The organism is Streptomyces sp. NPDC086835, from assembly GCF_044745705.1.
GTDB lineage: Bacteria > Actinomycetota > Actinomycetes > Streptomycetales > Streptomycetaceae > Streptomyces.
The window spans coordinates 107,514-118,037 of record NZ_JBIVAU010000003.1; the positions used below are offsets into that span (position 1 = coordinate 107,514).

At 72.3% G+C, this 10,524-nt stretch carries 10 protein-coding genes and 1 pseudogene; 6 read left to right on the top strand and 5 right to left on the bottom strand.

All coding sequences use genetic code 11. From position 1 onward, the window contains the following. The first annotated feature begins 127 nt into the window (after positions 1-127). Positions 128-640, top strand: a complete 513-nt coding sequence (locus tag ACIPJI_RS12040; RefSeq protein ID WP_307704831.1) for an ATP-binding protein — start codon at positions 128-130, stop codon at positions 638-640. Between the two features lie 445 nt (positions 641-1,085). Here ACIPJI_RS12040 and ACIPJI_RS12045 read toward each other — a convergent pair whose 3' ends face one another. Together ACIPJI_RS12045 and ACIPJI_RS12050 are read right to left on the bottom strand one after the other, a co-directional pair. Then, positions 1,086-1,319, bottom strand: coding sequence for a hypothetical protein (locus tag ACIPJI_RS12045; RefSeq protein WP_053557612.1), 234 nt, complete (start codon positions 1,317-1,319; stop codon positions 1,086-1,088). Positions 1,320-1,441: 122 nt separating this feature from the next. Then, positions 1,442-2,359, bottom strand: coding sequence for a S1 family peptidase (locus ACIPJI_RS12050; protein WP_356622694.1), 918 nt, complete (start codon positions 2,357-2,359; stop codon positions 1,442-1,444). 715 nt (positions 2,360-3,074) lie between these two features. Here ACIPJI_RS12050 and ACIPJI_RS12055 point away from each other — a divergent pair. Further along, positions 3,075-3,716 (top strand): DUF6629 family protein, encoded by a 642-nt coding sequence (locus tag ACIPJI_RS12055; protein WP_402245923.1) that lies wholly within the window; start codon positions 3,075-3,077, stop codon positions 3,714-3,716. On the opposite strand, the pseudogene ACIPJI_RS12060 reads toward ACIPJI_RS12055, so the two are convergent. Then, positions 3,678-4,286: pseudogene (locus tag ACIPJI_RS12060) on the bottom strand (MFS transporter); the annotation flags it as partial. The gene ACIPJI_RS12055 and the pseudogene ACIPJI_RS12060 overlap by 39 nt on opposite strands. A gap of 526 nt (positions 4,287-4,812) precedes the next feature. Here ACIPJI_RS12060 and ACIPJI_RS12065 point away from each other — a divergent pair. Genes ACIPJI_RS12065 through ACIPJI_RS12080 form a run of 4 tightly spaced genes read left to right on the top strand, consistent with a single transcriptional unit; the run spans position 4,813 to position 7,938 of the window. After that, entirely contained in the window at positions 4,813-5,199 is a 387-nt protein-coding gene (locus ACIPJI_RS12065; protein ID WP_307704827.1) for a hypothetical protein, read from the top strand. Positions 5,200-5,241: 42 nt separating this feature from the next. Next, a complete protein-coding gene (locus ACIPJI_RS12070) occupies positions 5,242-6,645 on the top strand; it encodes an NADP-dependent succinic semialdehyde dehydrogenase (RefSeq protein ID WP_402245924.1) in 1,404 nt (467 codons plus the stop codon). A 3-nt stretch (positions 6,646-6,648) separates the two neighbouring features. Beyond that, complete coding sequence (locus ACIPJI_RS12075; protein WP_402245927.1) at positions 6,649-7,614, top strand: LLM class F420-dependent oxidoreductase; 966 nt, start codon at positions 6,649-6,651, stop codon at positions 7,612-7,614. 12 nt (positions 7,615-7,626) lie between these two features. Continuing rightward, the gene (locus ACIPJI_RS12080; RefSeq protein WP_356623845.1) at positions 7,627-7,938 is read left to right on the top strand and encodes a hypothetical protein; all 312 of its coding nucleotides are present in this window, start codon (positions 7,627-7,629) and stop codon (positions 7,936-7,938) included. 84 nt (positions 7,939-8,022) lie between these two features. Here the strand turns inward: ACIPJI_RS12080 and ACIPJI_RS12085 are convergent, their stop codons facing one another. After that, positions 8,023-8,898: a peptidoglycan-binding protein gene (locus ACIPJI_RS12085; protein WP_307704823.1), complete on the bottom strand. Its 876-nt coding sequence runs from the start codon at positions 8,896-8,898 to the stop codon at positions 8,023-8,025. Positions 8,899-8,923: 25 nt separating this feature from the next. Then, on the bottom strand, positions 8,924-10,489 hold the full coding sequence (locus ACIPJI_RS12090) for a DUF6519 domain-containing protein (protein WP_356623847.1): 1,566 nt from the start codon (positions 10,487-10,489) through the stop codon (positions 8,924-8,926). Positions 10,490-10,524 lie beyond the last annotated feature (35 nt).

Below are 10,524 nucleotides of genomic sequence, written 5' to 3' on the forward strand. Positions count from 1 at the left end.
ATGTCGCGTGTTGCGGTGAACGGGTGGCCGGTGCACTCTGATGGTTACCCAGAAGCGACACAGGCTCACTCTTCGTACTCGGGGGCCACATGCGAATGACGGGCCGTCGCGGTGAGGAGCCACGGTCATGAACGTTCCGGTTGCCTGCCAGTACAGAATCGAAGTACCGGCCTCCCCAGAGCGCATTCCTCAGATCCGGCGCATTCTCGCAGCGCATCTGAAGTACTGGGGCCTCGACGCCCATGTCATGCCGGTCTGCAGCGCCGTCGACGAACTCGTCGGCAATGTCGTCCAGCATGTCGAGGGCGACAAGACATGTGTGGTGGAGCTGCGTTGGGCCGGGCGCCATCTCAACACGTCCGTCTCCGACCGAGACAGCACCCTTCCGCGGCTGCACACCTCGTCCCCCGCCAAGGGCGGACTCGCCAGGGTGGCGATGCTCAGCGACAGCTGGGGCACCTGTGCCACCGAGCACGGCAAGGTGATCTGGTTCAGCCGGCGCGTCAAGGAGCCCCAGCGCGTCCAGTCCGGTCCGCACGTGCCCCAGCCGCCGGTCCGGGAGTTCCGGCCGCTGCCGCTGGAGGCGGTTCCCCCTGAGCCGTTCGAGGCGCCCGCCCTCGCCGTGTCCGCAGGGCGGTGACACACGGATGTTCCGTACTGCTCGGACGCCCCCGGACACCGCCGGGTGTCCGCCGCGGCACGGCCGCCGGAGACCGTCGGTGCCGCGCGAACGGTCCGTGTGTGTGCCGGACCTGCCCCGCGCCGTGCCTCACGGCCATGGGCCTTGCCCGTGACGCGGCCCTGCCCATGAAGGCAGGGGGCCCGGCGTACCGGACGGGTCGGACCGCGTGCCGTCCCCGGCCGTCGCTGACGGCGGGGCGCTCAGGTCGCCGGTCCGGACTCCGCAGCGACTTCGAGGTCCTTGAAGCAGCCGGTCGTCCTCGAGCGGCCGGTCGTGCCGGGCACGCGACCCGTTCTTCGCCACGGGAGCCGCTGTGCCGGCAAACCTGCCTCGGACCCGGCGCCGGTGCACCGGGTGAGGGCCCCCGCCCGGGTATCCGTACCCGGGCGGGGGCCGCCGCCGTTCACGCGGCCCTCCTGCCCTCCCGTTCCGCGGGGTGCAGCGTCGCGAGAAGCCGGAAGAAGTCCGCCTCGTTGCCCGCGAGGCCGACCGCGCGCAGGGCGTCGTCGGCCTCCGCCATCGGAACCGTCAGCAGCGGGACCGCGAGCGGCGCCTGCTGCGGGTCGGCGAGCACGGCCCTGGTGGTCTGGAGCAGGCGCACGTACGCCTGCGCGGCGGCGATCTCGGAATCGTTCATCTCGCGGTTCCCCTCCTTGAGGTGTCGGACCGTCAAGCATCCACCGAGCCACTGACAACGACGGAGGCCGGCGGTCCGCCCAGGGGTGGCGGACCGCCGGCCGAAGGGCCGTGGGGGGAGGCCTAGAAGACGCTCACGCCGTACGCGCTCAGCGCCTCGGTGACGGGCTGGAAGAACGTGGTGCCGCCCGAGGAGCAGTTGCCGCTGCCGCCGGATGTCAGGCCGAGAGCCGTGCTGCCGGCGAACAGGGCGCCACCGCTGTCGCCGGGCTCGGCGCAGACGTTGGTCTGGATCATGCCGTAGACCACGTCGCCGTTGCCGTAGTTGACGGTCGCGTTGAGGCCGGTGACCCGGCCGCTGCGCAGACCGGTGGTGCTGCCGCTGCGCTGGACCGTCTGGCCGACGTAGGCGTTGCCGGCGCCGGTGATGTCGCGGTAGCTGCCGTTGTAGAGGTAGACCCGGCCGTCCGCCGCCGAGGCGTTGGAGTGGCGGATGATGCCGTAGTCGTTGTTCGGGAAGCTGGAACCGGTCCGGGTGCCGAGCACCGTGGTGTTGCCGGAGTTGGTGTACCAGGTGGAGCCGATGTTGGTGCAGTGACCGGCCGTCAGGGCGTAGTAGGTGCTGCCGCTGCGGACGTTGAAGCCGAGGGAGCAGCGTCCGCCGCCCGCGTAGATGGCCTGACCGCCCGCGATGAGCTTGCTGAAGGTGCCGGGGGTGCGCTTGATCTCGAGGACGCCGGCGCGCTCGCCCGCCGCCTTCTTGATCTTGGCGATCTCGGCGGCGGAGACGGTGGAGTCCGCCGTGACGACGACCTTGCCGGTCTCCTTGTCGGTGTACCAGGCGGTGCCGGGCACGTCGGCGCCGAGTACCGCGTCGTCGGCCTGGGCGAGCTGAGCCGTGGTGGCCCGCGCGGAGTCGGCCGGGTCGGCCAGCGCGGACGGGGCCGCAAGCGCGGAGGCGGCCACGAGTGCGGCGGCGACGGCGGTCAGCCGTGCGGCTCTCGAGACGCCGGTGAGGGGGGCGAAGCGCTTGATCTTCACTACATCCTCCGGTGGGGGATTCCGGGGCCCGCTGGGTGGGCGGGCCCGTCCAACGCCGGCTGCCGGACCGTGACGGAACGTTCAACGTCATGAGCCTGACAACCGCCGCGGAAGGAATCCTCCGGCTCCCGGCAGTTGCGCGGCAAGATCGCCTTTCGGCCGCTCTACGCGCGTCCGTCCGTCGTGCCGGCGGCGGCCGCCGCGCCGGCGCCCGGTTCGGCCCCCGGCCCCGCTGCCGGACGGCCCGGGACGGTACGGGGCGCGCGGCCGCGTCCGGCGGGAGAGCAAACGCTGCGAACCATTTGCTGACCGCCCGTCAGAAGTGCGGGGTCTCCGCGCGGAGCGGCGGCGCGAAGGGGAGCGCTCCCGTGCAATAAGCGGAATGGTGCGCGCCATTTTGGCTGCTCAGTGTCGATGGGGTGTGTTCCACGGGTGACGTGCCAGGGTTCCCCCCGCCCGGCATTGCCCACTGCAACGTTTCAGTCGGGCCGTGGCGGCGTTGCAGTGGCTCCCGCACATCCCGGCCGCCCGCGCGCCCCGCCTTCGGAGCCGGTGCGCGGTGCTCATCCGGCGGCGCGCCGGGCCGCCTTCGGCGCCGGCGGGCGCACCGCCGGAGCGGCCGAGGTGAGGAGCCGTCACTCCTTTATGCCTCAATCACTCCTGTTCGCCCAGCGCCCGCGGGTGTCCGGATCCCGACCGTCGTAGCGTGAACGGCATGTGCTGGAGCGCGACGGCCGATCTCGTGGGAGGCGGCGTCATCGCGGCCGTCGGCGCGGCGGGTGTCGCGGTCACCCTGTGCAGGGGGCGGCCACGCGATCTGCCCCTCGCCGCATTGCCGCTGCTGCTCGGCGCCCATCAGGTCGTCGAATCGGTGGTGTGGCGCTCCGACGGCGGAACGGGGCCCGCCGTCACCGCCTGGGCCGTCATCGCCCTGCCGCTGCTCGCCGTGTGGGTACCCGCCGGTGTGCTCCTGGCGGCGACCCCGCTGGCCCGCGGAAGGCTGCGCGTCCCCACCGCCCTCGGCGTCGTGATCGCCGTCGCCCTCGCCGTGCGGCTCGGGACCACGACGGTGACCGCCGAGGTCCGCCGTCACACGGTGCGGTACGCGGTCGGCCTCCCGTACGCGCCGCTGCTGATCGCCGCGTATGTGCTGGCCACCGTGGGCTCCCTGCTGCTCTCCGGCGACCGGGCGCTGCGGATCCTCGGGGTGCTGGTGGCGGCCGGTGCGGTGGTGTGCGCGGTGCTGTGGCGCGCGGCGTTCGTCTCCACCTGGTGCGCGGTCGCGGCCGTCGCCTCTGTCGTGCTGTTCGCCTGGGTGCTACGAGGCCGGCCGGCCGGGCCGCTGTCCGGTCCCTAGCGCGGGCCCGCCTGCCGGTCGGACGGTGAGCGCCGCCCGCCGGTCCGGGGCGTCCCCGCCGGAGGCCAGCAGCACCGGCCGCTTCGTGCTGGCACGTGACGGCAGGAACGCGGCCAGCACCAGACCGGCGAGTACCGCCGCGGTGGCGATCAGGAACGCGATGCGGAAGCCCAGCATGCTGGGCACCTCTACCGTGCCGAAGCGCACCGAGGTGTGGGCGAGCACCATGCCGATCACCGCGCTGGACACCGACGTGCCGATCGAACGCATCAGCGTGTTCAGCCCGTTGGCCGCACCCGTCTCCGACGGGTCGACGGCGCCCATGATGAGCGTGGGGAGCGAGGAGTAGGCCAGTCCGATGCCCGCGCCCACCACCACGGAGACGACCACCGTCTGCCAGGCCGCGCTCATCATCCACATTCCGGCGCCGTAACCGGCGGCGATGACCACAAGGCCCAGCATCAGCGAGACCTTCGTGCCCCGCCGGGCGGAGATCCGCGCGTACAAGGGGGCCACGAACATCATGGCGACGCCCAGCGGGGCGACGCACAGGCCGGCCACGACCATCGACATGGCCCTCCGCAAAAGCCCCCGGGGGCTGATCGGCTGTCGACTGCGGCATACGTGCGGCCTCCGGGCGGCGGTCGTGACGGAGCGCCGGGGGTCCGTCCCGGCGCTCCGTCAGCTGACGGCGGCGGGACAAGGTGCCCGCCGCCAAGTGTGTGCATAGTGAACCTTCTCACCGGACCCGGTATTCCGGGGTCTGCGCGTCGCGTCGATGTTCCGGTCGGCGGCACCGGGGTACCCGGCGTCCCGCACCGCCCCGTGCGCCGGAAGGGGCATCCGGCCCAGGCCCGGTCGCACCCCCCGGGCCCCCGGGTCACGCTGGAGAAGGACCCGGCCGGGGCCGGACGCCATGACGGCGACGCGCTGGAGGAAGAGCCACGGGCGTGACGGCACGGACCCGCCGCCGGACCGCCCCCGCCGCCGCGCGGACCGTCGGGTGCGCCGGCAAGGGGACGACGAGTGCCCGGCGGCGCGCCGGGAAGCAGGAGCAGCACGCACGGGGGACACGTCCCGACAGACAGGAACAACGGTGAACAGTGCACAGGAATCCGCGACCTCCGTCGTGGTGACGCTCAGTGGCTGCTCGCGGGAGGACGCCGACGCGGTCTTCCGGGCCCTGAGCAGGTCCTTCGAATCGGACCGCGCGGCCGACGACACACCCCAGTACGTCTCGGAGGGCCACGCGACCGTGTGGACCGCGACCTTCGACGTGGCCGCCACACGCGATCCCGCGGAGCCGGTCCGACTCGCGGCACCCGTCACGGCCGAGCTGCAGGGCGGCTACTGGGCGGTGGACCAGATGCAGGTGGCGCTCGCCGCCGCCTTCGACCTGGTGGAGGAGGGCATGGCGGCCGGCGACCAGGAGAAGGACGTCCAGCTGCTCCTCAACAGCGGCGTCCACCAGGAAGAGATCTGACAGCGGCGTCCCGCCGCACGAGAGCTTGAGGAGGAGGCCTTCATGCCCATCGCCACGGTCAACCCCGCGACCGGCGAGACACTCGAGACGTTCGATGCGCTGGGCCCCGACGAGATCGAGCGCAAGCTCGACCTTGCCCGCGCCGCCTTCGGCCGGCACCGCACCCGGTCCTTCGACGAGCGCGCCGCCCTGCTGAACCGGGCCGCGGACCTGCTGGCGGAGGAACAGCACGACATCGCCCGGGTGATGACGACGGAGATGGGCAAGCCGATCGGGGCCGCCCGCGCGGAGGCGGCCAAGTGCGCCAAGGCCATGCGCTGGTACGCGGCCCGCGCGGAGGAGCTGCTGGCGGACGAGCACCCGGCGGCCGGTGACGTCGAGGACTCCGGAGCCGTACGGGCCACGGTCCGGTACCGGCCGCTCGGCGTCGTCCTCGCCGTCATGCCGTGGAACTTCCCGCTCTGGCAGGTCGTCCGCTTCGCCGCCCCGGCCCTGATGGCGGGCAACGTCGGACTGCTCAAGCACGCGTCCAATGTGCCCCGGACCGCGCTGTACCTGGAGGACCTCTTCACCCGCGCCGGATTCCCGGAAGGGTGCTTCCAGACGCTGCTCGTCGGCTCCGACGCGATCGAGCCCGTCCTGCGCGACAGCCGCGTGGCGGCGGCGACGCTGACCGGCAGCGAGGGCGCCGGGCGGGCCGTCGCCTCCGTCGCCGGCGACGAGGTCAAGAAGACCGTGCTGGAACTCGGCGGCAGCGACGCGTACATCGTCATGCCGTCCGCCGACCTCGGCCGCGCCGTCGGCACCGCCGTGACGGCCCGCGTCCAGAACAACGGCCAGTCCTGCATCGCCGCCAAGCGCTTCATCGTGCACACGGACGTGTACGACGAGTTCTGCGACCGGTTCACGGCCGCCATGAAGGAGCTCACCGTCGGCGACCCCATGGACGAGTCCACCGACGTCGGGCCGCTGGCGAGCGAGCGGGGCCGGGCCGATCTGGAGGAACTCGTCGAGGACGCCGTGAGCCACGGCGCCACGGCACGCTGCGGAGGCCGCCGTCCCGCCCACCTCGACCGCGGCTGGTACTACGAGCCCACCGTCCTCACCGATGTGTCCGACCGGATGCGCATCCACCGGGAGGAGGCGTTCGGACCGGTGGCGTCCGTCTACCAGGTCGCCGACGCGAATCAGGCACTGGCCGTCGCCAACGACAGCCCTTTCGGGCTCAGTTCCAACGCCTGGACGCGCGACGAGTCGGAGGTGGAGCTCTTCTCCCGGGACCTCGAGGCGGGCGGCGTGTTCTTCAACGGCATGACCGCCTCCCACCCGGCGCTGCCGTTCGGCGGCGTCAAGCGGTCCGGCTACGGACGCGAGCTGTCCGGGCACGGCATCCGGGAGTTCTGCAACGTCACGACCCTGTGGCACGGCGAGGAGACGGAGAAGTAGACCATGGTGCAGTTCGGATACACGATGATGACCGAGCAGGCCGGACCGCGAGAGCTGGTCGGCCATGTGGTCGGTGCGGAGGAGGCCGGATTCGACTTCTCCGTCATCTCCGACCATTACTTTCCCTGGTTGGCCTCGCAGGGCCACGCCCCCTACGCCTGGAGCGTCCTCGGAGCCGCGGCCCAGGCCACCTCGCGGATCCCGCTGATGACGTACGTGACCTGCCCGACCACCCGTTACCACCCGGCCGTCGTGGCGCAGAAGGCAGCGACGGTGCAACTGCTGTCCGAGGGGCGCTTCCGCCTCGGACTGGGCTCCGGCGAGAACCTCAACGAGCATGTCGTGGGCGGTGACTGGCCCGCCGCGCACGTACGCCTGGAGATGCTGGAGGAAGCAGCAGGGATCATCCGCCGGCTCCTCGACGGCGAGCATGTCACCCACCACGGCGCCCATTTCGACGTCGTCGACGCCAAGCTGTGGGACCTACCCGCCGAGCGTGTGCCGATCGGTGTCGCCGTCTCCGGCGACAAGTCCTGCGCCGTCGCGGGGCGAACCGCCGACCTGGTCATCGCCACCGAGCCGAAGAAGGAACTCCTCGACGCCTTCGACCGCCACGGCGGCACGGGCAAACCCCGTGTCGGCCAGCTTCCCGTCTGCTACGACACCGACCGGGACGCCGCGGTGAAACGTGCGCACGACCAGTTCCGCTGGGCCGTCGGCGGCTGGCGGGTCAACGCGGAACTCCCGGGCCCGAAGTCCTTCGAGCAGGCCACCGAGCTCGTCACGGAGGACGACGTCGCACGGACCGTGCCGTGCGGTGACGACGTCGGCGCCTTCGTCGACGCGGTCCGCGCGTACGTCGACGCGGGCTTCACCGAGGTCGCCCTCGTCCAGGTCGGCGGCGACCAGCAGGAGCCGTTCCTCGAATGGGCGCGGAGCACACTGCTGCCCGCGCTGCGCGAACTGTGAGGGTGACGCCGTATGAACGATTCCGCACACACCCGGTCCCACGCCCCGTCCGACGAGGAGGTGGCGATGCGCCTCATCCCCGTCTGGCTGGCGGAAGCCACCCGTAACGACGCCGGCGCGGCGGAGCGGGCCAGATACGAATGGGAGCGGCGCGCCCTGTCCGAGGAGTCCGCGCGCGAACTGGCCGACTGGGTCACCGCCCGGGTCACCGACACGGGCTTCAACACGGACAAGGGTCCCGCTCCCGACGCCCCCGCGCGGGTCAGCGTCGCCGACAAGGCGGCAGTCCACCGGTGGCTGGCCGCCCACGGGCACGACGTGTGACCCGGGTGGTCACAGAATCGCGAACGGCGGACGGCCCCGTGCCTTTTGCACGGGGCCGTCTGCGAGCCGCGGCGGACACGCCGGTCAGACGTTGGGGACCTTGAGCTTGTCCCAGCTCGTCCTGCCCGGAATGCCGTCCGCGTCGCTGCCCGAATAGCCGAGCTTGCGCTGCCATGCCGCGTACGACTTGCGGTCCGCTTCCGACCACTCGGGGCCTGGGCCCACCTCGTAGCGGCCGCAGCCCTCGGCGACCAGGCGTCTGCCCATCGCCGTGATGATGGCGCTGCGTCTGCCGACCTGGAAGAACGCCGCCCCGGGGAACGGCTCGTAGGTCGGTGCGGGCGGTGTCGTCGGCCCCGGCGGTCTGCCGCCGAGCCGTTCCTTGATGCGGCTGCGCATCGCGTCCATGGTGAAGCCGCGCGGGTCGACCTTTCCCGGCTGCCACTCCTTGTGCCCGATGACCGACCGCTGCGACCAGCCGTGAGCACGGCAGATCGCCGCCGCGGCCTTCTCGATCGCCTCCAGCTGCGCCGCCGGCCACGGGTCCTTGCCGTCCCCGAGGTTGACGCATTCGAAGCCGTAGAAGTGGCGGTTGCCGTCGGTGTTGGCCTCGTTGTCGGCGGGCAGCGTCGCCGACTCGTTGATCACGGCGCGCAGGACGTCGTCGTCGCCGAGGCCGGCGTGGTTGGCCCGGCCGTTGCCGACCAGATAGACCGTCCCGTCCTTGGCGATCACCCCGTGGCACAGCGGGCCGGGCAGACTGGAGTGGCCGTTGTAGCAGAGCTCGACGGAACTCGAGGTGCCGGAGGTCACGGTGTGATGGATCATCACACCGTTCACCGGCCCCCAGGGGCCCTTGTGGTTGCGGTTGTGCGTGCGCCAGCTTCGGTGCTCGACGACACGCAGTCCTTCGTTGCGTAAGGCTCTGAGCAGTTTGTCGGCGGACAGCGGCGTTGCCATCGTGGTGCTCCTTCCCGGCGGACCGTCAGTTCTCGGACCGTCCCTGATCGTTTTTCCCGCCTGCGGGGTCCGTCGAACCGCCCGCCGCGGCACGCTCCGCGGCGACGGCCTCCTGCTCCGCGCTCTCCTCCGCGGCGAGCGCCTCCGCGTCCGCGGCGGGCAGCGGAGCGGCCAACGGCCCGAAGGCCAGCCGGAGATCGGCCACCGAGCCCTCGCCGAGGACCCAGGCGAGCGGCGCGCGGTGCACCCGCACCCCGTGCGGGGAGCGCAGCAGCGGACGCCGGGCGGTGTCCACCGGCCACTCGACGGAGCCGGTCGCCGTGCGCGCGGGTACCGTCCAGAAGTCGCCGGAGCGGTAGGTCCTGCCTGCTTCGAAGTACACGAACACCCCGTCCTCCAGGGGCAGCCAGACCCCTTCCTCGATGCGCAGCGCGCCGCCGCGGGACTTCGAGGCGGGCGTCCTCGAGCGGCCGGAGCCCGCGGGACGGGAACCGGGACGGTGGTCCCAGCGCCGCAGATACGGGGCGAGTTCGGGCCGCCTGCCCACCGACGGGTCCGGTTCGCCGGACAGCCGCACCCGCCGGCCCGGCAGGTCGAGCTCCTCGACCCGCAGCAGCGGCAGCGGTTCCCGGCGGCTGGTGTAGGCGGTGTCGACGAACTCGACCCAGTCGCCCACGTTCAGGCCGAGCTTGTCGTCGCTGCCGATCGAGCCGAGCTCCACCCATGTGCCGTCGAGTTCGTCGACCGGGAGGGTCACGGACCCGTTCTCCCTGGACCACTTGAACGTCGCCTCACCGGCCGGGCCGCCCTCATGGATCTCCACCCGGTAGAGCTGGTTCTCCGGTCCGCGGTAGCGGGCGTCCGGACGCACCAGGCACGGGTCCTCGTCCGCCCGGTCCGGACGTTCGCTGCGTGCCGCCATCCGGGCCGTCGGCGCCTGTGCCGCCTCCCACTTGGCGAAGGCCTCGCGGACCTGGTCCTTGGTGGCCCCGTCCTCGACCTCCAGCTCGGAGCCGGGTACCGGGACGACCTGCCACACCACCTTGCGCCGGGCCGCGGTGTCCGGCATCGCCGCGCCGAGCGCGACCTCGCGCAGCAGCGGGTCCTCCGCCGCCGTGACCGTCCGCTCCCACACCTGGAGGCAGGCCAGGTAAGGGAATCGGGTCGGCAACCGGTCGCCGGGGCGCTCCGGGTCGCGGTGACCGTCCGGCTGGTCCCAGTAGGTCCAGGTGGCCGGCGGGGCGGGCGGCTCCGTCGCCGCGTCGCCGGCCTCGTCCTCGTCCGGCACGGGTACGCCGGGCGCGGGCCGGGTCGCGTCGACGAGGATGCCGTCCACGTAGTAGCGGCCGCCGCCGATGGACAGGTCGTCGAGCTCCCGGCTGCCGCCGAGGAAACGCACCTCGAAACCGGTCGCGCCGCTCGGCCCGCCGTGGGTGCCGATCAGGTCGGACAGAGCGGTCCGGGCCTGGTGGAGCTGGATCGCCGCCTGCTCGTTGGCGTCGGCGTCCAGCTGTACGCGGCCCTGCTGCGCGATCACCGCCGAGTAGTGCCGCTCCGGCCGGAAGGTGTCGCGCGAGATGTCAGCGTGCATGGGTTCGGTGTCCCCCTCGGGTAGTTCGGAAGAAG

What these genes read in the sequence shown, in the direction of transcription:
- ACIPJI_RS12045 (WP_053557612.1), bottom strand. Translation starts at nt 1,319, where the DNA reads ATGAACGATTCCGAGATCGCCGCCGCGCAGGCGTACGTGCGCCTGCTC.
- ACIPJI_RS12040 (WP_307704831.1), top strand. Translation starts at nt 128, where the DNA reads ATGAACGTTCCGGTTGCCTGCCAGTACAGAATCGAAGTACCGGCCTCC.
- ACIPJI_RS12085 (WP_307704823.1), bottom strand. Translation starts at nt 8,898, where the DNA reads ATGGCAACGCCGCTGTCCGCCGACAAACTGCTCAGAGCCTTACGCAAC.
- ACIPJI_RS12070 (WP_402245924.1), top strand. Translation starts at nt 5,242, where the DNA reads ATGCCCATCGCCACGGTCAACCCCGCGACCGGCGAGACACTCGAGACG.
- ACIPJI_RS12090 (WP_356623847.1), bottom strand. Translation starts at nt 10,489, where the DNA reads ATGCACGCTGACATCTCGCGCGACACCTTCCGGCCGGAGCGGCACTAC.
- ACIPJI_RS12080 (WP_356623845.1), top strand. Translation starts at nt 7,627, where the DNA reads ATGAACGATTCCGCACACACCCGGTCCCACGCCCCGTCCGACGAGGAG.
- ACIPJI_RS12055 (WP_402245923.1), top strand. Translation starts at nt 3,075, where the DNA reads ATGTGCTGGAGCGCGACGGCCGATCTCGTGGGAGGCGGCGTCATCGCG.
- ACIPJI_RS12075 (WP_402245927.1), top strand. Translation starts at nt 6,649, where the DNA reads ATGGTGCAGTTCGGATACACGATGATGACCGAGCAGGCCGGACCGCGA.